23 protein-coding genes are annotated in these 22462 nt (G+C 33.8%); 9 read left to right on the forward strand and 14 right to left on the reverse strand.

Annotated elements, in window-relative coordinates; translation table 11 throughout:
* Nucleotides 1–95: 95 nt before the first annotated feature.
* The 3 genes from ACQY44_RS13595 to metG form a co-directional block, all read right to left on the reverse strand.
* Nucleotides 96–983, reverse strand: coding sequence for a DMT family transporter (locus ACQY44_RS13595; RefSeq protein WP_428230873.1), 888 nt, complete (start codon nucleotides 981–983; stop codon nucleotides 96–98).
* A 310-nt stretch (nucleotides 984–1293) separates the two neighbouring features.
* The gene (locus tag ACQY44_RS13600) at nucleotides 1294–2742 is read right to left on the reverse strand and encodes a T9SS type A sorting domain-containing protein (RefSeq protein ID WP_428230874.1); all 1449 of its coding nucleotides are present in this window, start codon (nucleotides 2740–2742) and stop codon (nucleotides 1294–1296) included.
* A 137-nt stretch (nucleotides 2743–2879) separates the two neighbouring features.
* Entirely contained in the window at nucleotides 2880–4937 is a 2058-nt protein-coding gene (metG, locus tag ACQY44_RS13605) for a methionine--tRNA ligase (protein ID WP_428230875.1), read from the reverse strand.
* A 612-nt stretch (nucleotides 4938–5549) separates the two neighbouring features.
* Between metG and ACQY44_RS13610 the strand changes: the two genes are divergently transcribed.
* A complete protein-coding gene (locus tag ACQY44_RS13610; protein WP_056248078.1) occupies nucleotides 5550–5777 on the forward strand; it encodes a CDGSH iron-sulfur domain-containing protein in 228 nt (75 codons plus the stop codon).
* A 143-nt stretch (nucleotides 5778–5920) separates the two neighbouring features.
* Complete coding sequence (locus tag ACQY44_RS13615) at nucleotides 5921–7051, forward strand: DUF664 domain-containing protein (protein ID WP_428230876.1); 1131 nt, start codon at nucleotides 5921–5923, stop codon at nucleotides 7049–7051.
* A gap of 32 nt (nucleotides 7052–7083) precedes the next feature.
* Here ACQY44_RS13615 and ACQY44_RS13620 read toward each other — a convergent pair whose 3' ends face one another.
* From ACQY44_RS13620 to ACQY44_RS13645, 6 genes are all read right to left on the reverse strand, one after another.
* Complete coding sequence (locus ACQY44_RS13620) at nucleotides 7084–7983, reverse strand: PhzF family phenazine biosynthesis protein (RefSeq protein ID WP_428230877.1); 900 nt, start codon at nucleotides 7981–7983, stop codon at nucleotides 7084–7086.
* Nucleotides 7984–8070: 87 nt separating this feature from the next.
* Nucleotides 8071–8628, reverse strand: a complete 558-nt coding sequence (locus ACQY44_RS13625; protein WP_428230878.1) for a YdeI/OmpD-associated family protein — start codon at nucleotides 8626–8628, stop codon at nucleotides 8071–8073.
* Nucleotides 8625–9146, reverse strand: a complete 522-nt coding sequence (locus ACQY44_RS13630; protein WP_428230879.1) for a hypothetical protein — start codon at nucleotides 9144–9146, stop codon at nucleotides 8625–8627. Before ACQY44_RS13630 ends, ACQY44_RS13625 begins: the two co-directional genes overlap by 4 nt.
* A gap of 41 nt (nucleotides 9147–9187) precedes the next feature.
* Nucleotides 9188–9640 carry a hypothetical protein gene (locus ACQY44_RS13635; RefSeq protein ID WP_428230880.1) on the reverse strand — a complete coding sequence of 151 codons (453 nt, stop codon included), beginning with the start codon at nucleotides 9638–9640 and terminating at the stop codon, nucleotides 9188–9190.
* Nucleotides 9641–9666: 26 nt separating this feature from the next.
* A complete protein-coding gene (locus ACQY44_RS13640; RefSeq protein WP_428230881.1) occupies nucleotides 9667–10428 on the reverse strand; it encodes an MBL fold metallo-hydrolase in 762 nt (253 codons plus the stop codon).
* A gap of 88 nt (nucleotides 10429–10516) precedes the next feature.
* Nucleotides 10517–10918 carry a helix-turn-helix domain-containing protein gene (locus ACQY44_RS13645; RefSeq protein WP_428230882.1) on the reverse strand — a complete coding sequence of 134 codons (402 nt, stop codon included), beginning with the start codon at nucleotides 10916–10918 and terminating at the stop codon, nucleotides 10517–10519.
* A 175-nt stretch (nucleotides 10919–11093) separates the two neighbouring features.
* Between ACQY44_RS13645 and ACQY44_RS13650 the strand changes: the two genes are divergently transcribed.
* Nucleotides 11094–11435 (forward strand): hypothetical protein, encoded by a 342-nt coding sequence (locus tag ACQY44_RS13650; RefSeq protein WP_428230883.1) that lies wholly within the window; start codon nucleotides 11094–11096, stop codon nucleotides 11433–11435.
* 57 nt (nucleotides 11436–11492) lie between these two features.
* On the opposite strand, the gene ACQY44_RS13655 is transcribed toward ACQY44_RS13650, so the two are convergent.
* Complete coding sequence (locus ACQY44_RS13655) at nucleotides 11493–12470, reverse strand: DUF6414 family protein (protein WP_428230884.1); 978 nt, start codon at nucleotides 12468–12470, stop codon at nucleotides 11493–11495.
* A gap of 117 nt (nucleotides 12471–12587) precedes the next feature.
* Nucleotides 12588–12986: a hypothetical protein gene (locus tag ACQY44_RS13660; protein ID WP_428230885.1), complete on the reverse strand. Its 399-nt coding sequence runs from the start codon at nucleotides 12984–12986 to the stop codon at nucleotides 12588–12590.
* A 345-nt stretch (nucleotides 12987–13331) separates the two neighbouring features.
* On the opposite strand from ACQY44_RS13660, the gene ACQY44_RS13665 reads away from it, so the two are divergent.
* The 3 genes from ACQY44_RS13665 (at nucleotide 13332) to ACQY44_RS13675 (ending at nucleotide 16015) form a co-directional block, all read left to right on the forward strand.
* A complete protein-coding gene (locus ACQY44_RS13665; protein WP_428230886.1) occupies nucleotides 13332–13502 on the forward strand; it encodes a hypothetical protein in 171 nt (56 codons plus the stop codon).
* Nucleotides 13503–13570: 68 nt separating this feature from the next.
* Entirely contained in the window at nucleotides 13571–14113 is a 543-nt protein-coding gene (locus ACQY44_RS13670; protein WP_428230887.1) for a DMP19 family protein, read from the forward strand.
* Nucleotides 14114–14470: 357 nt separating this feature from the next.
* Nucleotides 14471–16015 carry a patatin-like phospholipase family protein gene (locus ACQY44_RS13675; RefSeq protein WP_428230888.1) on the forward strand — a complete coding sequence of 515 codons (1545 nt, stop codon included), beginning with the start codon at nucleotides 14471–14473 and terminating at the stop codon, nucleotides 16013–16015.
* A 96-nt stretch (nucleotides 16016–16111) separates the two neighbouring features.
* Here ACQY44_RS13675 and ACQY44_RS13680 read toward each other — a convergent pair whose 3' ends face one another.
* The 3 genes from ACQY44_RS13680 to ACQY44_RS13690 are packed head-to-tail and all read right to left on the reverse strand — an operon-like array spanning nucleotide 16112 to nucleotide 18393.
* A complete protein-coding gene (locus ACQY44_RS13680) occupies nucleotides 16112–16666 on the reverse strand; it encodes a cysteine hydrolase family protein (protein WP_428230889.1) in 555 nt (184 codons plus the stop codon).
* A gap of 5 nt (nucleotides 16667–16671) precedes the next feature.
* Complete coding sequence (locus ACQY44_RS13685) at nucleotides 16672–17952, reverse strand: MFS transporter (RefSeq protein WP_428230890.1); 1281 nt, start codon at nucleotides 17950–17952, stop codon at nucleotides 16672–16674.
* A gap of 12 nt (nucleotides 17953–17964) precedes the next feature.
* A complete protein-coding gene (locus ACQY44_RS13690; RefSeq protein ID WP_428230891.1) occupies nucleotides 17965–18393 on the reverse strand; it encodes a MarR family winged helix-turn-helix transcriptional regulator in 429 nt (142 codons plus the stop codon).
* 192 nt (nucleotides 18394–18585) lie between these two features.
* On the opposite strand from ACQY44_RS13690, the gene ACQY44_RS13695 reads away from it, so the two are divergent.
* From ACQY44_RS13695 to lgt, 3 genes are all read left to right on the forward strand, one after another.
* Entirely contained in the window at nucleotides 18586–19995 is a 1410-nt protein-coding gene (locus ACQY44_RS13695; RefSeq protein WP_428231198.1) for a tetratricopeptide repeat protein, read from the forward strand.
* 218 nt (nucleotides 19996–20213) lie between these two features.
* On the forward strand, nucleotides 20214–21485 hold the full coding sequence (serS, locus tag ACQY44_RS13700) for a serine--tRNA ligase (RefSeq protein ID WP_428230892.1): 1272 nt from the start codon (nucleotides 20214–20216) through the stop codon (nucleotides 21483–21485).
* Between the two features lie 98 nt (nucleotides 21486–21583).
* Nucleotides 21584–22408 carry a prolipoprotein diacylglyceryl transferase gene (gene lgt, locus ACQY44_RS13705; protein ID WP_428230893.1) on the forward strand — a complete coding sequence of 275 codons (825 nt, stop codon included), beginning with the start codon at nucleotides 21584–21586 and terminating at the stop codon, nucleotides 22406–22408.
* Nucleotides 22409–22462 lie beyond the last annotated feature (54 nt).

The raw sequence follows: 22462 nt of genomic DNA on the forward strand, positions 1-22462 counted from the left end.
CCTTTTCAAGCGATTTTAAATAGGCGAAGCAATTCACGAATTATTTTAAAACGAATCTGTGTAAATCCATGTCATCCGTCGGCCATTTCTCAATCCTAACTCTTAGAAAATAGCTTTTTAAATGATATCGTTTTATCGTAAAAAGTAATCCTGATTCCGAATAGTAAAATGATTCCGCCAAAAACCATTTGTAAAGTTATTTGTTCTTCTAAGAACAACCAAGCTAATATGGATGTAATTACGGCCTGACTCAATAAACTTAGTGAAACTCTCGTCGCACGCATGTGTTGTGTGGCATAACTAATCGAAAGCCAGGCACACAATTGACACATTACTGCCTGAAGTACAAATACAAACCAACCTGTATCTGAGAATCCTGTAAAAGGCTCGTTTAAGGCATAACAGAGAATTCCTAGATAGATACTTGAAGCTATTAAATTAATCGTCATAAACGATAAAACATCAATTTCTGAAAGTACTTTTTTGCTTACCAAAAGATAAACAGAATAAAGAATTCCGGATAAAACGGCAAACAAAAAGGCCTGATTGAAATTTAATTCCAGAAAAAAGCTAAAACCAACCAACGTGATCATGCCGAATAAGGAAACCAGGGTACCGATCCAGAAATTGGTTGCCGGTCGGGCTTTCAAAAAGAAAAAAGAACCAATCCCAACCCAAACTGGAGATAAATTTGTTAATAAAGAAGCCTGAGTGGCACTTGAATCCTGAATGGCGATATTCCAAACCGCAACATCTGAGGCAAATAAAATGCCGCAAAGTGCTGCTAAAAGAACTAGTTTTGTCTTTGGAAGTTTAAAATTTTTAGTAATCAGCACATAAGGCAAAAGTAAAGCAAGGGCAATAGCCATGCGATAAAAAGCCGAGATTAATCCCGACGCTAATTTTAGTTTAACCAATATTGGGAATATCGAAATACAAAGTATTCCGCAGATTAAGGCTAATCTTGGTTTGGTGAGTTTCATTATGATATTTTTAGCGAAGTTCTTGTTTTTTCTTTAGCAAAAAAAGAAAATATAAAACACACATAACCCTCGCGTTGAGTGTGACTAAATATCCAAAGGATAAATTTAGGGCAGTTTCCTGTTTTTAACATCTTAGCGAGGGTTCGTTTATTTTTAATTAAGGCCTTTAAACATATTATCAAGACAAACCTATAACCAAAAAGCAAGAGGTAAGACAAATCTACTTTTATGTTTTTCAAATTGATAGATTTGAATTGGGGAAACATAAAAAGGTTCCGGATAGGTTTTTTAATAAAATGTATAAATAAGATTATTTTTTTAAAATAATTTTTTTAGTTGATGATTTACCATCTGTTGTCAGGTTTATAAAATACATTCCATTTTGAAATTGAGATAAATCTGCATCATTTACATCTTTAAAGTCTTTTATTACTTTTCCATTTATATCAAATAACACGGCTTTATCGACTTTTTCTTTAAAATTAATAACGCCTTTTGTAGGATTTGGAAAAACGAAATAATTTAAATTATTTACCGTATGGTCATCAATTCCTAAAGTATTGCTCACATTTATCTTCATTGCCAATGCAACATTCGTCGATGAATTTCCAGAAGCTACAAAAATACTATTTAAATTATCGCTTGTAATAGCATCAATGTTAGTAATGTTTTCTTTGATGTCGATAGTAGCAATACCATTATTTCCAAAAGAGGAGTTAAATTCTCCATTTTGATCCATTTTTGCTATTTTAAGATTAAATGAAAGATCAACACCTACAACATAAGTAAAGCCTCCAAATGTTATTGTTTTTATAGGAGCACAACCAAAATCAGCTTCACGATAAGTATATTTTGAAATAAAGACACCTTCAGAGTCGAATGTCTTTAAATGATATCTGGCATCTGATGTTGAAGAATAATAATTTTCAAGTACAACAAAAATTTGATTAACTTCATCGTATGTAGCTGATATTATTGCCTGACTACCTATGTCCTGCTTGTCATCTTGATAAACAAGTCTTAAACTCGATGCATCGGCGTTGAGAAAATGGTACATGTTTGTGGTGCTGTTACTTTTAGTACTGAAGCTGGTTCCTGCAAATAATATTTTACCTGTTTTTGTTTTGCAATAACTCTGAAATTCATTTGCAGATCCAGCGTATGAATTATGTAATGTATTAGTTATAGATCCATTTGATGATAAGCTTTTTATAGAAGTGGTGTAACTAGATTTATTTGAAAAAATAAAACTTCCGTCTAAAAGTTGTACTATAAAACCTGGATCTTCATCTAAACCGTCTTTTGGTGACATGACTACCCCAGAGTTACCAAAATTTAAATCTGATGATCCGTTATTTTTTAATTTTATTATTTTGTATTTAAATTCAGGGGTGTAATCTCTACCCATAATCAATACCTCGGTATTGTTATTTATTGCTGTTGCACTTTTTTTTCTAAAAAAAGTTGGCGTACCACTTTCGATTCCGTCACTCGAAAAACCAGTGTCTAATAAACCCGTACTTAATAATTGTACTGTTTTATGTCCATCATCGCTTGATACACTAGAATTGAAGCCAGTAATTCTGATTTTAGAACCCGAAAAAAGATCAATAGATAGAACTCTGGGCATAGTAGTTGGTAAAATTGTATAACCACTATTCCCGAAAGAGGCATCCATTAAATAATTTTGATTTTGGGCATTTAGACCATTTAGTATAAATAAACTTAATAAAAATGTAGTAATGTAATTTTGTTTCATAATTATCTTTTAAAATTTGATATGAAGATATCTATGTTTTTTGAATTCGGCAAATTTTTTTATTGCTAAAAATAGTAAATAAAAATACCCCTTCAGAATTTCAAACTCTGAAGGGGTATTATAAAAGTAAGATTTTTTTAGTTTATCGTTTCACCATTTGGTGCATCCGTATCAGGATTTACAAAAACCAGTTTACCTTCTGCATTTGTTGTCATTAAAATCATACCTTGACTTTCAACTCCGCGTAAAGCTCTTGGCGCTAAATTTGCCAAAACCGTAACACGTTTACCAATGATTTCTTCAGGCGAAAAGCTTTCGGCAATTCCGGAAACTATTGTGCGAACATCAATTCCGGTATCGATTTTAAGGACCAAAAGTTTGTTTGCTTTTGGCATTTTTTCTGCTTCGATGATCGTTCCTACACGCAAATCCATTTTGGCAAAATCTTCATACTGAATCAAATCTTTTTGAGGTTCTGCTTGTTTGTTTTCAGCGATATTAGCGGTTTTTGTAGCTTCCAATTTATCTATTTGTTTTTGTATTTCTTCGTCTTCGATTTTTGCGAATAATAATTCGGCTTCACCAATTTGGTGCCCTTCCGGAATCAATTCTGAATTTTCAGCAACATCATTCCATTTCAATTTACCTTCATTTTTCAGGATTCTTGATAATTTTGCTGCAGTAAAAGGCAAGAACGGTTCAGCCAAAATACTCAGCGCAGCAGCAATTTGAAGCGCAACATACATTTGAGTTTTTACACGCTCCGGATTGTCTTTCATTACTTTCCAAGGCTCTTCATCGGCAAGATATTTATTTCCTAAACGGGCAACATTCATCAATTCGCCCAAAGCTTCGCGGAATCTATAACGCTCTACCGAACTTGAAATTACGGCTGGATACGCTTTTAATTCTGCCAAAGTATTTTCGTCAACTTCAGACAATTCGTTTGGAATTGGGATAAATCCGTCGTAATATTTGTTCGTTAGAACAACCACACGATTAATAAAATTCCCAAAAATGGCAACCAATTCGTTGTTGTTTCTTGCCTGAAAATCTTTCCAGGTAAAATCATTATCCTTAGTTTCAGGAGCGTTTGATGTCAATGCATAACGCAAAACATCTTGTTTCTCCGGAAATTCTTCTAAATATTCGTGCAACCAAACCGCCCAGTTTTTAGAAGTCGAAAGTTTGTTTCCTTCCAGATTCAAAAATTCATTTGCAGGAACATTGTCCGGCAAAATATAACTTCCTTCGGCTTTAAGCATCGCTGGGAAAATGACACAGTGAAAAACAATATTGTCTTTCCCGATAAAATGAACCAGTTTTGTGTCTTCATCTTTCCAGTACGGTTCCCAGTCTTTTCCTTCGCGAAGTGCCCATTCTTTAGTCGATGAAATATATCCGATAGGCGCATCAAACCAAACATATAATTTTTTCCCTTCGGCACCTTCAACCGGAACATCAATTCCCCAATCAAGGTCACGCGTTACGGCGCGAGGCTCCAATCCGCCATCGATCCATGATTTTACCTGACCGTAAACATTCGGTTTCCAGTCGTTTTTATGTCCAACTAAAATCCATTCGGTAAGGAAATTAGTATATCTGTCCAAAGGCAAAAACCAGTGTTTAGTCGATTTCAATATCGGAGTTTCTCCGGTAATGGTCGATTTTGGGTTTATTAAATCCGTCGCATTCAATGTAGATCCGCAATTTTCGCACTGATCACCATAAGCTCCGTCATTACCGCATCTTGGGCAAGTTCCCACCACAAAACGATCTGCTAAAAACTGATCTGCTTTTGCATCGTACAATTGCTCTGTTGTTTCTTCAATAAAATCACCATTATCATACAGTTTTCTAAAAAATTCCTGAGCCGTATCATGATGAATTTTAGCTGAAGTTCTGGAATAATTATCAAACGAAATTCCGAAATCAGCGAATGATTTTCTGATAATTCCGTCATATTTATCAATAACTTCTTGTGGTGTAATTCCTTCTTTTTTGGCTTTCATCGAAATTGCAACCCCATGTTCATCACTTCCGCAAATAAACGCAACGTCTTTTCCTTGCAAACGTAAATATCTCGAATAAATATCTGCAGGCACGTAAACCCCCGCCAAATGCCCAATATGAATAGGTCCGTTGGTGTAAGGCAATGCCGCCGTAATAGTATATCTCTTTGGATTTTGTATCATAACTCAATTTTATTGAGTGCAAAAATAAGCAATAGAATTGAGAATTTGTTATTTCACGGAGTTTCACAAAGAAAAAGCGCAGAGTTTCACGGAAGTTTTTTTTTGTTGGGTTGAAATAATCGCGCAAAGGCGCAGAGGCGCAAAGTTTTTTCCCATTGTTTGTCATTTCTAAGTAAACCCTTTATAATAAGTTTTTTTAGGAGCTAATCCCGCTATCCGTTACGATCTTTTACTTTTTAAAGAAAAAAGTAAAAGGATTTCCACTTCTATCGGGGCTAGTGATATCCATTTGTCATTTAGAACAACCAAAAACATCTACAATTGTCAGGCTGAGCGAAGTCCAAGCCATGTTTGCTAAATCACTTTGCGGGACTTCGACTTCGCTCAGTCTGACAATATTGTTGATAATAAACAAAGTACAAAAACTTTGCGACTTCGCGACTTTGCGAGATTAATTCTCATTTCTTTAAAAAAAACTTAGCGAATCTCTGTGAGAACCTCTGCGAATCTCTGTGGTAAAACTTAAAATAGAACCAGTTTAAACTAGCATCCGCATTAAAATCTTCAAAATTTATTTTGCAATCTTTGCCCTGAAAAAAACAAAAACAAGTTATGAGCAAGACAAAATTAATCATCAATAAAAACGGATCTATCAAAATCGAAGGTGATTTCGAAATCATGGATTCAGAAGGAACAGTTTACGGATTACAAGGAAGAGCTGCATTAGGACTTTGCCGTTGCGGATTATCTGCAAATAAACCTTTTTGCGATGGAGGACACCGTAATAATTTCGAACACGATTCTATCGCATTCGATTTGCCACCAATGAAAACGAACTAAGAAAATATTCTGGTTATGATATGAAAGCTGCATTTTTTGATGCAGCTTTTTTTATTCTGTTTTTTGTACTAATTTTTAAATTATAATAAGTTCTTTCCTTAAAGAAGTATATTATATTTACGAAAATTTTTAAAATATAGAGAATGAAAAAAATAGCTTTACTATTATTATTTTTAAGCTTAGTGTCGGCAAAAGCTCAAACTCAAAGAATTATTTCCAGCCAATGGATGGCTTTTCGTCAAACAATAAATATCCAGACTCCGGTAAAGAAAAAATTTAGAGTAATTGCTTCGGCAAAAGTAGAGTCTGCCGACCCAGGAGCGTGGTGTGGCGTTTTTGCAAGAGTTTTTAATAAAGATGAGGAACCAGGCTTTGCTGATAATATGCATGACAGACCAATAAAATCAAAAGAATGGCAATCTTATACTATCGAAGGAACAATTGATGAGAATAGTAAAACATTGGTTTTTGGAGGAATTTGTGAGCTAAACGGAAAGTTTTATTTTGATAAATTTCAATTGTTTATCGAAAATGCAAAAGGTGTTTTTGAACCTGTAACAATTTTAAATTCAAGTTTTGAAACCCCTGCAACAAATACAGATATTCCAAAATGGAATCTGGGCAATGCTAAACAAAAAAATGTTAAGGTTAAGGAATTTAAGATTTCTTCGGATAAATCAAGTGTAGATGGAAAATACTCATTATTACTTGAAGGAAGTGGTATAATAGTAAAAGAAACCGGAAAAATAGGAAACGTTGAAGGTGCTTCACCAAAAATTGCCGACATGATTTCGATGCTGGAAGATCTTAAAGATCGTGTTGAATACGCGGTTCAGAATATGAACCAATATGAAATTGATTATTTGCATGATGAAAATGCCAACCGAATTGGAGCACTTGTAATGCATTTGGCTGCAGCCGAAAAAGACTATCAGGTTATTACTTTTGAAAATAGAGAATTTAACGAAGAAGAAAAGAAAAAATGGGGGGCTGCTTTGAATCTTGATCAGGCTGGGCGAGATGAATTTAAAGGGCATGAAATTCAATATTATCTGGATATTTATAATGAAGTAAGAGCAAAAACCATATCAGAATTAAAGAAAAGAGATGATGCATGGTTTACCCAAGTTCAAACAAAATATGATATGAGTAATCAGTATTGCTGGTTTCATGTTATGGAACATCAGTCAAGTCATTTGGGACAAATTTTGTTTTTACAGAAAAGAATTCCGCCAGAACAACAAAAAACTTTACCACAGGAAATTAAAAAGTAAACTATAAAAAAAGCTGCGTGATGCAGCTTTTTTTATAGATAAATTTCCCCACGCATCGTAATAACCGCAGAACCTCCAACCAAAATATCATTTTCACGGGACATTACTTCAATAAGCGAAGGCTGATTTAGTTTTACGCCTTGCAGGATTTTATATTCGGTGTTGGGTTTTGTGTATTTATTTTGTGTTAAAAAGCCAATTAAAGGTCCGGCCGCTGTTCCTGTGGCGGCATCTTCGTCGATACCAATTAGGGGATTAAAGAATCTGGCTTCGGCTATATAATCTTGATTTTCTGAAGTTGTAAAACAATAAAATCCTTCAAATCCATATTCTTTAGAGATTTCGATTAAGCGTTTGTTGTCCGGAATGCAATCGTGCAGAAATCTCCTGTTTTTGATGGGAACCATTACATGCGCAACTTCGGTTTGAACAATTGTTGGTAAAAGTTCTCCCAAAGTCAAATCATCAATAGTTAAACCAAGAGCTTTTGCTATTAACGAAGCCGGGATTTCCTGCCCAATAAAAGCCGGTTTTTGATGCATTTGTACTATTGGATATTCCGTAACAGGATCAAAACTTGTTGTTAATCGTATCGGACTATCTTTCATGATTACAAAATGACTGGTTTCATCTTGTTCCTGAAATATGGAAATTTTTTTGAATAATGCCGCGCAAACTGCACCTAATAAATTGTGCCCGGCGCCGTCGACCTCAAAACCGGTAGGGGTAAAAGAACGAACATGGAGCGCTTTTTGAGCCGATGAATAATAAACAAACGAAGTTTCAGAATAACCAAATTCTTTCGCAATGTTATGATAAGATTCTAATGCTAAATCGTCATCAGTAAAAACAACAGACAACGGATTTCCTTTGTAACTTTTATTAGAGAATACATCTAACACGTAGTATTCTAATGCGGTTCTTTCGTTCATTATTTATTCTTTTTAGATGAAAATTATTTTCGAAGAATAAAGTTACTGATTGTCATTTGATCTCAGTTACAATCATTTGATTTTCTTTTACAACATTCGTTTTTGCTCGGCACTAATGTTTATCGCTTTTTCAAGTCTTGAAATTCTGGTTTTTTCTTGTTTGGCAGTCATAATCCAATGAATCATGACTTTTTTGTACGATGGAGCTTGTTTGTCGAAGTATTCCCAAGCCACCTTATTGGTTTTAAATTGTTTCTCAAACTCGGGATCAAGAATAGATGGTTTCTTTTCGTGCGAATAAATTCCGGATCTTTCTTCAGATCTTAATTCGAAAGCTTTTATTCCGGCTTCTTTCATCAATCCGGCTTTGGTGAGATCTTCGATTTTTTTGATGTTGATCGCGCTCCAAATACTGGATTTCTTTCTTGGTGTAAACCGTATCGAATAACTTTCTTCATCTATAGATCTTCGAACGCCATCGATCCAGCCAAAACAAAGCGCCTGATCTACAGATTCTGACCACGACATCGACGGTTTTTTGCTATTCACTTTATAAAAACCTACTAAAAGCTCGGTTTCGTTTTGGTGATGCTTTTCTAGCCATTCTCTGAATTCGTTTTGGGTTGGAAAGAAAGTTGGGTTCATTTAGTTTTCAGTTTTAATGGAGGAGGTGGCGGCGGCGGTAAAATGGGACCTAAATCTCCAAAGTCAATGATTTGTTTTGTTGGGACAAACTTTAAATTTTCTTTAAGGCTCATTAAAGAATCGGCACAATTATAAAGTTCTTTTGGTGCAATACCTCCATATATAAAAATGGATTTGTTTTTACCCTTAGTTGATGCATTTATCAGATAGCTTCCGCCATCGCACAAATTATCTTGTGCATAATCTGATTCAAATTTGTTGAGGTTTAAAGAGCGAAGATGCTTATTCAGCTTGATTTTTTTATCAGCTGGAATTATAGCATAGAAATTCTCCGTTGGTTTGGGAAATCTCCTCTGCATAAATACCGTATCACTATTGGTAAACTTAAGCGAATTATCATGATGTAAACCCGCATATGAAAAAATGAAAGATTCAAACGGGAATTCTTTTGTTTCTTCTTTTTTAGAACAAGAAATAAATAATAAAATGGATGAAATAAATATTATTTTTACTTTCATAATAACTGTTTAATTATGCATTTTTATTCATCAAGCTCTTTCTAGCAAACGTCAATTTCCCTTTGAATCTCTTTTTCTAATTTAGGAAGTTCATTGACAACCCAAAACTGGCTTTCTTTGGTCAAATATAATTTGTTTTCTTGAAGTTTAAACTCCATTGCTCCATTGATAATCGAAATCATTTCATTGATTTCGGATGTTCCGTTTGCAAAATTTGGACCGACTAAATATTTTAAAAGAACTGTTTCGTATTCAGGTTTATAATACAGAATGTGACTGACAATTGGAAAATAGAAATAAAAATAACTATTGGTATTCGACTGATATTGGATTTTATCGACTTCATAAACCAGAATATCAGATTCTGAAGTTGTCGTTTCCCGACTTAATTTTTTTAATAATTCGAAAGCATTTTTTGCAGGTGGGAATCTTTCTCCCATTCTTTTTAAAGAAGAAAAAGTTTCGTCAAAATCTGAATTCGTTATTATGTTCAATTTGTATTTTTTTAAGTGGAATTTGTTTAGTTCTGATAAAAATTGAATTCTTCGATATCATGATATCCGAAAACTTCAATTTCAGGATGCTCATTTATTAAATTTCTGATTTTGTCCAAAGTGTTCAATCTTAAATCGTTGTCTTCGGCTCTCATTTGTGCCAGTTGATTTACGGGATGTTTGCTGTCAGTAAGTTCAACTCGCATATAATAAGCATCTGCAATATAAAACAACCGTCCTTTTTCTGTTTTTAAAGCAACGCCGCAATGCCCTAATGTATGTCCGAAAAGTGGAATTAGAAAAATCTCTAATTCAGTATTTGTATCGACTTTTCTGGCTTTAAACCCGAACCAATCAAGATCTGATTTTTCGTAAGTTTTAATTGTTGGATTGTGTGACAAAGGTGTTTTTAAATATCTGGGATTTCCGGAAAGGAAGTTTTGATATTCTTCAATCCCAACATGAACCGTTGCGTTCGGGAAATCTGCCAAACCGCCAATATGATCATTATCGAGATGCGAAATAATACAATCGGTTACGTTTTTGGGATCAAGTCCCAGTTTTTCGATTTGTTTTATCGCGGTTTGATTTTCATCAAAACGGTACCCAACCATATCAATGAGTTGTTGACCGATTCTTTCTTCGGGGTTTTGAATGTCTAAAAGCCCAATTCCGGTATCGACTAAAATAAGTTTGTCGTTTTCCTGAATCAATAAGCAATGTCCGCAAACATTATCGTTTACGGGTGAAACAATTTTTACGCAGTTGAGGTGGTGAATTTTTATCATGGCGATTTGTCTTGACTTTTGAACTTCTTTTAAAACTAAAAAGAGACCCACGAGTCTCTTTTTGCAATCATTATAATTTTTATAAAGGTTATTTGCCTTTTAATAATTTTTCTAAATACTCGACTTTTTCTTTTTCGGATTGAACTAACCTTTCAAAAAGTTCAACCACTTTATCGAGTGGATTAAAAGTAGGCTGAATGCTAATTGAGTTTATTGTTGAACTATCGTGACTAGTATTGGTAAAAGTGTTACTAATAATATTCAATACTGTTTCGTCACTATAATTTTTAATTGCTTCAGCAGAAACGCCTAAAACTTCAGCAATTGCGTTTAGCTTTTCTTCATCAACATTTTCGCTCCCTTCGATATTAGAAATAGTTTGCTGACTTATGCCAATTGCAAAAGCAAGCGCTTCTTGTTTCATTCCTCGAAGCTCTCTGATTCGGCTAATATTTCGGCCAATATGTTTTGGTTTTGTTGCTGTGCTCATAGTTCAAAGATATTTAAAATTCTTTTAATTTTTCTTGTTTTGGTAAAATACAAAACAGCATTTGTAAAATACTATTGATAATGGTTCGTAACAAGACTTTCGATTACTTTCTTGCGGTTTATTAAGTAAAAGTACTATTTTTCTCATAATTAAAGCCAAAAAAAATCAAGTTGTCATGAAGCCAAATGAAATTAAAAGCCTGGAAAACCTTAGAAAATTAACTGCCCGATATTGTACCACTTTAAATCCGTCTAAAGATAAGACAAAGTTTTACACCGCTAAAATTGAGTTATTAGATTATTACGAACTGGGCTGCATTATTACCAACATGCTAAAATTATGCGTTTTGGCGCTGGAAAACGACACGCATAGAATTTCAGAAACAGATAAAGATTCATCTATTAATGTGAGTCTCATTTTAGAAACCGTACTCAAAATGTTTCCTTTGGATGAGTTTGAAATGCTAAGTGAAATTAATGAAATACTTGTTGGGGATTTTCAAGGTGTTGAGGAATGATTGATTTTTTGTGATTTCTCTTTATGGGTATGGGTTGCAAATTTGTAATTTCGGGTTTTAGATTTCTAAATATAATGCTATAGGATCAATCACGTATTCGTAATTTAATTTTCCAGTAAAAGTATTTTCTAAATTTGTAAGTATACTTACCATATTCATTAGGGCTTCTTTCATGTTAGGACTTTCTATTTCATCACTGTTTATTTTTAATTCTTCAAAAATTCGTTGTTTACTATCAGCTGTAAGTTTTTGCGTTAGTATTCCAAATAATTGAAACTCTTTTTCTGTTTCTCTTGAATATTTTTTTATTATTGAAAATTCATTTTCCTTTAGATTTTCTCTCTGTAATTGTGCACTAAATAATTGGAAAGTTTCGTTTTCGGATCTTATAGGCATTTGAACTTCAAATTGTTGATTGTAGCCAAAGTCAAGAACATATGCTAAATTTTTTAGAAAAGCATCATCCATATTAAGTCCATTTTCTTTCAGATATTTTTTGAAATCTATTTGAGATTTAATCATTGAGGCTGCTTTCGCTTTTTGATTTCTATCCGTAATTGAGTTAAGTGCTTTTTTAGCTTCAGCCATTTCTTCGTCATATTTAGCTTTTTGAGTTACATATCCAAGAGCTTCGCCAATTTTATTAAAGTTTGCAATTGTTTCTTCTATGATTTTTAGATCGTTGAAAACTACATTTCCTGATATTTTTACAAAACTAAAATCATTAATTTTTAAAATATTTTCTTCAATATTTTCTTTATTTAATTCTAAAACTCTGTTTTGTTTTAATAATGCGTCTTCAAACAAATTATATGAAAAATCATGTAAAAATTTTTTTTCAGTTTGATTTGTATCTTTTTCGATTATATCTGCTAAAATTCGGCCACTTCCAATGGGGCCTTTTTGGCTCTCTTCTTCTCGTTTGTTTGTGGTTTCTGATTTAACTATGTATTCTGTTAAGCCTTCAAATAATTGTGAGGACATCGAATACATTTTATAATTATCTAAGTATACGAATGATCTAAGTTTTTTCATTTCTTTTTCTTTTTATATAATCGTTGTAATATTTTTTTCGAGTTTCTATTATAGTATGTATTGAAAGAAATAAGCCTATGATAGAAAAAACAATTGTCAAGATTATTATTATAGTGTTCATTTCTTTAATGTATTAAGACGATTATAGATTGAATAGCTAAATATAAATGATACAATAGCTAAAACAATTGAACATATTTTTACAGTTGTTTTATTAATATCCTTGTTTAATTTAAAGTCAGAATAAGTGACAATTGCAAGGATTGATGAGAATAATACAATTGAGACTACTGAAAAACCAATGTTTCTAGTTTTCCAAATTTTATCTTCAAAATCCTTGTCCTCTAATTCATTTATTATGGATAAATTTAAAACAAGCCCTAATCCAATAAAATCTGTTTCATTAATCCAGTATTCTAGAGTTCCGGTTTTGTCAAATAATGCAATAAATGTTCTTATGAAAAAAGGCATTAGTCCAATTACAACAGTGTATATAAGCCATTTAGTTTTTATCATGAAAAAAATATTAGAAAGCTTTTAATAATTATTTCTGTAATGCAAATATTACGATTTAGTTTTTTAATTTTATTATGGAAATCCGTAATTGTAATTATTTAAACAAGATTAATAAAAAAACAATACTTGATATCAAGTATACATACTTGTTTTTTACCTGATTGTAGTTATAAAATCGGAAGACTTCTTAGAATAGGATAGCGTTAGGGATAGCAGTGAAAAGCCCACAGCCTGACGAAGGAAGTGCGAGGACTTGCAGCGAATAGCCCGACCGGAGGGAACGCCCAAAAAATTATTCTCATTCAATTTCCTATCTTTGTAAACGTAAATTAAAGAAAGAAAATCATGGCAAAAGGACCTCAAAAAAACACCAAAAATAAGGCTTTGCATACCAAATTGCTCAATAAGAAAAAAGCCAAAATTCAGGAAGAGAAAAAAGCACATGCCTTGCGTTTGAAAGCTTTGGTGGCAAAAATGAACGAAAAAAAGAATAACGACGAATCTGATGTTATTTAAATCAAAATGTATTTCTTTTCTGTTTTTATTTAACTGAAATTTGCAAATCAATCTTAAAAAATATCAAAATGGAGGAGTTCGGTAGAATACTAGTTTCTGAAACGGCAATGAATAGTGAAAATCTTCAGGATGTGATTCACTCTAATATTTCGGTAATTAATTTAATGCGCGAGGAAGGTGTCGATGACGAATTTATTCATGAAGATGCGTTGATGAGTTATTATCTTGATTATTACTATTCGCAATATGCTGAGGGAAATTTTGCTCAGTTTGTTTATAAATCGGGTTGGAATAAAGAACTGAACGAACTTATCGAAGAAGGTTTGGCTTTGATTGGTGCCGAAAAACATCTTGAATTGTTTCAGCAACAAAGCAAAAAGGTAAAACTAATGAGCAGCGTAAAGCTGAATAAATTCGTAAGCGGAAAACTGGAAGGTGTAAATCCGGTTCGTGATTCTTTGAATAATGATACTTTCTTTGAACTGGAGGAAAACCTGATTACACTGAATGCCAATTTCCTGAAAAATCATCCTGATTTCGAAGTGCTTTCTGTAGATGATATGTTTGCTGCTTTAGAGGAATATGTTGGGCATGAGATAAAAAGGGCTTAAATTTTTGCTGCAATCTACCACAGAGTTGCACAAAGTTTTTTGATTAATGTCTAGAGAATTTCGCGCAAAGACGCAAAGGCGCAAAGTTTTATTTTCTTTGCGACTCTGCGTCTTTGCGCGATTAATAAACTCTAGTGGATTATTTTGTTCACCCAGATTTAAGCCGATTTTAAAAAATCATTTTAATCATTCTAATCAGTGGCTTAAAAAAACTTTGCGGGAAATATAATTTCACAGGATTAAAATAAAATTTCTTTAAAAAAATCTTGGCGAATCTTTGTGAAGTCTTCGTGTTACTTTGTGAAATAACTTTATTAATTTAGCCTTAAGCGATTTAGCGATTAAAAAAAACCCGAAATGAGATATAGATACTGCCTAATATTGCTGTTGCTTTTTCTTCAAACAGGATTTTCTCAGAATAAAATAAACCTTTTTTCGGAAATTAATTATAGTTCAATTCCTTCAGTTTCGCTGGACGATTATAAGTCGGTTCAGGATCGTGATAAAAAGTTTCAGAACCCTAATATCGCTTTGGGAATCGGTATTTCGGGCGGAGGTTCGAGAGCGCAGTTTTTTAGTATGGGCGTACTTTTAGGACTGGAAGAAATTAAAGGAGACAATTCGCAACGCAATTTTCTGAACGAAATAGATTATTTCTCTACGGTTTCAGGAGGCTGTTTTTCGGCAGGATATTACTTAACGATCCTGAAAAACAAATTGTTTCAGGATAATTGTTCCTTCAACGAATTCTATTTTTCTAAAGCCGATGCTTATAAAGATTATGTCGATAAATCGGTTAATATTTTGTCTTTACTGAACAATAACCGAAACGAAAAAGGGGATAAAATATCGATGACGCAACGCATCGATTCGGATATTTTGCAATACGATGCTATGAATCCTAATAATACCGATAAGTTTGATTCTCAAATGTTGCTGTCGGACTTTTTTATTCCAAAAGACAGTAAAGCAACTCCTTCTTTGCCGATGTTTGTGGCCAACGGAACTGCTTTTAATAATGGAGAACGTATTCCGTTTATGCCACATATTATTCGGGGTTTAAACCTAAATTCGTCTTTGGCTCCTAATAAAGCTGAAATTGCCCTGAATGAAAATCAAATAAATGACGGCTATAATTTTCCGGTAACCTATGCTATTACAGCGAGTTCTGCTTTTCCGGGAGTTTTGCCTAAAGTAAAATTTGGCGTAAAGAACCAGGATAAAATATTGTGTATTGTCGATGGCGGTGCTTCAGACAATATGGGGTATAAAACTTTGGTCGAGTTGCTTCATAACGATACAAGGGTGAATGATAAAAATAAGAAAGCGCTTTTTATTGATTGCCTGGGACAAGGAAAAAAAACACCTTATATAACCGATGCCAAAATAAGATTGATTTCGTTGTTTGAAACCGCTTCTTTATATACGGTTCAAACCCGATATATGACTTTTGATAAAGATGTCGAAAGTACTTTTGAACGTTATAAAATACCCGTTACCAATTATCAGATTATTGGTTTTACAACGATCAGGGATTATTTGGTAAAGATGCAAAAAGATTACCCTTATGAGGATTTGGTGTTTGAATTAAAAAACACCAATGATGAATCGGGTAGTTGGACAAAATTGTATGCAAACTTCAAGCAGGAACTGATCATGAAATTTGGTGAAGATTCCTTTAAAAAAGATAAAGAAGGCGAAATAATTGTTGCTACTTTAAACAAAGAAAAATTCAAAGATTTAGCAGCCAGACAAGTGCTGATGTTATACGAATATGCCTCGCACGTAGAAACTAAACTTAGAATTACTCCTGAAGAAAGAGAAATGTTATTATTGTCCGGACGTTTTGCGGCTTATTTAAAAACCAAGGAATTAAAAGAACTATTGGTAGAATATAAATAATTTTCAGGAGCTGTTTCCAGCTATCCGCTTTATCTTTGCTTGCCTAAAGAAGGCAAGCAAAGGATACCGCTTCTATCTGGGCTAGGACTCCCATGATTACGAGTTCTTCCATTCTTCAATAGTCAATACATTTGCATGACGTAAGAATACTTTTGTTGTCAGCACACGATGTACTTCTTCATCACGATCAGCACAGGCATCAGATAAAATACTGATTTTATAATCTTTGTCGCTGGCTTCAGTTGTAGTAGATAATACTATTCCACTAGTAGCAACGCCCGAAAGAACAATGTGTTTAATTTCTTTTGATCTTAAAATAATTTCAAGTTCACTTCCCGTAAAAGCACTTACCCTACGTTTGATAACGTGTATGTCATTTTCCTGAGGGGCTAATTCGGGATGAATTTTCGAAAACTCTTTTAGGTCAATGTTGCTAATATGCTCTTTTGTAGCGGCAAAAACTTTGTTGTTTGAACTAATTTCTGAGGCTCCGTTTTTAAAACCAAGTGTTGCATAGATAACAGGAATGTTTTTGCTTCGGGCATTTTCTATTGCCTGAGCTACATTCCTGATAATGTTTTCAGGATTTGGAAAATTGGATAATATTCCAAGTTGCATGTCCATGACAAGTAGGGCGGTGTTTTGTTCCATTTTTTTTAGATTTGATTGTTGATAGTATCTGCTTCTTCAGTGTGTATCGGGATTGCTATTTCCTGAGTTTTTTTCTTTCTTTTAAAAAATACATAAAACGAAATTGCAATGATAAGAGCTATAATACCCTGAATCATTAAGCTGTTTGGTGCGCCAATATATTTAGAAACCATTCCGATGAAAAGGCTTCCTATCGGGATCATTCCAAAAGCAGCCATGGCAAAAAAGCTTATGACTCTTCCTCTCATGGCTTCCTCTGCTTCGAGTTGCAAAATGGTGTTGCAAATGGGGATAAGCGACATAGTGCCAAATCCGCAAACAATAGCAACAGCCATTGCAATTGGAAAAATATTTAAATGCGAAAAAATAATTAAGCTGATTCCTAAAATTATCGTGTTTATAAATAATACTCTTTTAAGATTGGTACTTGATTTTAAAGAGGCTAAATATATCGCTGCGATAACCGCTCCCAAACCAATAAAACTGTTGATGTAACCAAAAGTGGCTGCATTTCCTTTAAAGATGATTTTGGCATAAACCGGCAAAAGCGTGTTGTACGGAATGACAAGTAAACACAAAAGGGATAACATCAAAAGGATAACGCTAATCTTTGGTGTGTTTTTAAGGTATAGCAAACCGTCTTTCAGGTCTGTATAGATTTTCTTTTTTATTGGATTTGGTTTATAAGGCGGTAATTTCATTAATAGTAAGGATATAATGACAGCAATAAAACTTATCGCATTTAGTAAAAAACAGTTTCCGGCCCCAAATTGCGTGAGTACAATTCCGGATAATGACGGACCAATTAATCTTGCCAGGTTATTGAGTGTTGAATTTAAAGCAATGGCATTTGGGAGATCTTCTTTTTTCTTGATAATGTCGTGAACCAAAGGTTGTCGGGCCGGAATATCAAAAGCATTTACGATCCCAAGCAGCACGCTTAAACTCAATATTTCCCAAATGACGTAATGTTCCATAAATACCAAAACAGTAAGAAGAACTGCCTGCAATGCAGATATAATTTGAGTAATCATTAAAACTTTGTAACGATTGTTTCTATCGGCAACAACTCCGCCAAGAAGCGAGAACAAAAACGAAGGAAATTGTTCTGCAAAAACCGTCAATCCCAGCATAAAAGTAGAATGGGTCATGCTGTAAACGATCCACACTACGGCGGTTCTCTGCATCCACATTCCGATTCTCGAAATCAATTGTCCGCCAAAAAACAAAGCATAATTTCGGCTTTGAAAAGCTTTGAAGGTTCTGAGGTTTAAAATCTTTGACATTGATTTTCGATTTTAATTAATCGGAACAAGTTTATTTAAAACAGGAATTGCTTTTTCCAGTAATTCCTTTTCTTCTTTTGTTAAGTTTTGGGTGATGGCTTCGGTAAGCCATTCATCACGATCGAATCTTGTTTTTTCAATGGCCTGTTTTCCATATTCGGTTAAGGAAATGTAGACTTTGCGGCCATCTTCAGTAGAAGGAGTTCTGGTGATGATCTCCAACCCTTCGAGTTTTTTAATGATTTGTGACATCGACTGGGTTTTTACACGAGTCAAATTGGCCAGTTCAGAAGGAAGTAAGTTGGTGTTTCGAATCAGGTGACCAATGGTTTCCATTTCGGTCAATGAAAGTGTATTGATAGAATACATTTGTTTGCGTAAACTTTTGTGCAAAAGGGATATTACAGTTCGCAAGGATGGAGCTAATTCTTTTATTTCCATTTTTTTTTATAAAGTTAAACTTGTTAGGTAACCTTACAAAATTAAAACAAATTTGTTTCCCTTAATCGGTGATTCTGATTTTTATGAAAAGTTTCACAAAATCAAAAAATAAGGATTTGAAAAATTTATAGATGAAGCTTAAATATTTTTATCCGAAATTTGAATTTCTATTTAATCCTTAAAATTTTGACAGTGCCAATTATCCGATATAAAAAAATAGTATTTCTATTGTTGTTTTTACCTGTTTTGCTATCTGCTCAGGAAAAAGACAATGGAAACAAGGAGGATGTTTCCCGCTATTTTTATAATGATCATGTCGTTTCTGTCGAAATTTGGTACGGACCGGATAAAAAACCGGACAGTACCAAAACCTATTATCCGAATGGAAAGCTCAATGAGATTTTTTATTATGATGATAAAGGTTTAAAAAATGCCGATTCGTTTCAGTACAACAAACAAGGAGAAAAACTGGTTACCTGGAATTATTCGCACGGAAAGTTAGTCAGCAGAACCGATCATAAATTGCCGTTTGGTAAAGACAGGGAAGAATCAGTAAAAAAAGCGCTTAAGTTATTGACTGATATTAATACCAAAACCAATTACAATCCTACAACAGTCAATGATTTATTCAATCGAGGTGTTTTAAGCATTAGTTTGGGCAACACGACATTGGCACTTGAAGATTTAAAAAAGGTTGAATATTCTGTAGATAAAGATCCTAAGAATAAAGCGCTGTCCGATTCTTTGGCAGAAAAGAAAGATGTATTGAGAAGCAAGCTTTACGATAGGCTGGCGAGTATTTATGCCTCACTCGATATGGACAATTTTGCGTTTAATTATTATTACAAAGCCATAAAAAATGCTCCTGAAGATCTGCGCATTTTATACAACTTTGCAAATCTGTTGCAAGAACGAAAATCGTATGATTTAGCAGCTTATTATTTAGAAAAAATCGTAATTCAAAAACCGGATGATGCCAATTCAAGATGGGCACTCGCCAGATTGTATACTGATACAGGCGACTATCAAAAAGCAATGGATAATATTACGATTGCTTTTAAATATGAAAAAGCAATAATCGATAATAGGGCTAATGGAGGCAGGGATTTACGAACAACCAGAGGTTTGCTTTATCATAAATTAGGAGCATCAGATAAAGGAATTGCCGATTTGAAAGAGGCATTAAAAAGGGATAAGAATAATTCATATGCCATGAAAAATCTAGGCATTATCTATCTTGATCAACACAAATACAAAAAAGCCTGTGAGCTGTTTCAGAAGGCAAAAGAGCTCAATTATGCTTTGGTTTATGATGAGGTTGATTTAACGTCGTTATTAGAAAGCGCCTGTAATAATGTCGAGCCAAAAGTTGTTGATCATAAAAAGCCTTTCGTCTTACCGAATCCTGTTGCTGCGGTTGTTTCAATTGAGAATTTTAATGCCAGTTTTGATTATGAGTTTTTTAGTTTCGAATCGATTTCGGTTTTAAAAGGAAAAAGCAGCGATGGGAAAATCGATGTTTCTACATTATCCTCTGGTTTTTATGTACTAAAAGTTTCTACAGCAAATTCAACAGAGATTTTTAGAGTGATTAAAGAATAAAAGGAATTTGCATTCATGAAGTAAATTTTACAGAGATACACAAAGTATTTCACAAAGCTTCGCGAAAGAATATCAAAAAAACTTCGCGCATCTCTGTGTAACCTCTCTGCGGAACACCCCGGAAATAACTTTAGAATCAACTTTGTCGTGATCTTATAAAACATTTCCTTAAATTTGCTTCCGTTATAAAAAAATACAATAGTTATAAAAATCAAGCTATGTTACAAATCGCATTTATTAGAGAGAATCAGGAGAAAGTAATCAAGGCTTTAGCAAAACGAAATATCGATGCTAAAAGCGTTGTTGAAGAAGTCGTGCAATTAGACGAAAACCGTCGTGCAACACAAGTTGAATTAGACAATACTTTATCCGAATCTAATAAATTATCCAAAGATATTGGGGAATTAATGAAAGCGGGAGAGAAAGCTAAAGCAGCAATCTTAAAAGAAAAAACGGTTTCATTAAAAGAAAAAAGTAAAGAATTAGGCGAAAAAGCAGAAGCTTTGGCAACTGAATTGACGAATAAATTATACACATTACCAAACCTTCCGGCTGATATTGTTCCTGAAGGAAAAACTCCGGACGACAATTTAAACGTTTTTCAGGAAGGTGATATTCCGGTTCTACATGAAGGCGCACAACCTCACTGGGAATTGGTAAAGAAATACGATATCATTGATTTCGAATTGGGTGTAAAAATTGCGGGTGCAGGTTTTCCGGTTTACAAAGGGAAAGGAGCTCGTTTGCAACGTGCTTTAATCAATTATTTCCTGGATAAAAACACTGCAGCAGGTTATAATGAAGTTCAGGTGCCGCATTTGGTAAATGAAGCTTCAGGTTACGGAACGGGACAATTGCCGGACAAAGAAGGACAAATGTATCACTCAACAATTGATGATTTATATTTGATTCCAACGGCTGAGGTTCCTGTTACGAATTTATTCCGCGATGTCCTTTTAACTGAAACGGAATTACCGGTTTTATATACGGCTTATACACCATGTTTCCGTCGTGAAGCAGGTTCTTACGGGGCGCACGTGCGTGGATTAAACCGTTTGCATCAATTTGATAAAGTAGAAATTGTACGTGTTGAACATCCTGATAAGTCTTATGAAGCGCTTGACGGAATGGTAGAACACGTAAAAGATATTTTGAAAGAATTGAAATTGCCATACAGAGTTTTACGTTTATGTGGTGGCGATATGGGTTTCACATCGGCTTTAACCTATGATTTTGAAGTATTTTCTACAGCGCAGGATCGTTGGTTGGAAATTAGTTCAGTTTCTAATTTTGAAACTTTTCAGGCAAATCGCTTGAAATTGCGTTTTAAAGACAAAGACGGAAAAAACCATTTGGCACACACCTTAAACGGAAGTTCATTGGCATTACCAAGAGTTTTGGCAGGAATATTAGAAAATTACCAAACTCCGGAAGGAATCGTAATTCCGGAAGTTTTACGTCCGTACTGCGGATTTGATATTATAAATTAGATTAACTTTTACAGTTCTTATAGTCAACCTAACAGGTTTTTAAAACCTGTTAGGTTTCTTAATTTTAGCTAAGAACTTCAACAAAAATAAAACAAGAGATGAATGGAATTTTAAATTGGAATGTAGATCCGGTTATTTTCATGATAACAGATAGTTTTCCTTTAAAATATTATGGTGCTCTTTTTGCCTGCGGGTTATTATTAGGCTATTATATCGTAAGAAGTATTTACAAGAAAGAACATCTTTCGCTTGATAATCTGGATAGTTTATTGGTATATGTAATCGTTGGGACAATTTTAGGGGCGCGATTGGGGCATTGTTTTTTTTATGAACCATCTTATTTCCTTCAGCACCCAATAGAAATTCTTTTGCCAATTCAAAAAATTGCAGGAGTTTATAAATTTGTGGGTTATCAGGGTTTGGCAAGTCACGGAGGATCGATTGGTGTTTTGATCGCCATGATCTTATATTGCCGAAAATACAAGGTAAAGTTCTTATGGATTTTAGATAAAATGGCCATTGGAGTTCCGGTTACAGGGGCTTTTATAAGATTTGGTAATTTTATGAATTCTGAAATCTACGGAAAACCAACAAACGGAAACTGGGGAGTTGTTTTTCAAAGAGAGGACATGATTCCAAGGCATCCAACGCAATTGTACGAAGCTTTTGCTTATTTATTGATTTTCATAATTGTTCTTTATCTTTATAAATCAGAAACAATCAAAAAAGCAGACGGGTTTATCTTTGGAAGTTTCTTAACTTTAATGTTTGTAGCCCGATTTATAATCGAATTTTTCAAGGAAAATCAGGAAGCCTTCGAGAATGATATGATTATTAATATGGGACAGATATTAAGTATTCCTTTTATTTTAATTGGTTTAGCCCTTATTATCTGGAAATCGAAGAAACAAGTTGTAGTTTAATTGACAGTCGCAGGTTATAGTGAATTGTGCTGAACACTGAGACTGATCCCGATA

It is taken from the genome of Flavobacterium sp. (assembly GCF_965277525.1).
Taxonomy (GTDB): Bacteria; Bacteroidota; Bacteroidia; order Flavobacteriales; family Flavobacteriaceae; genus Flavobacterium.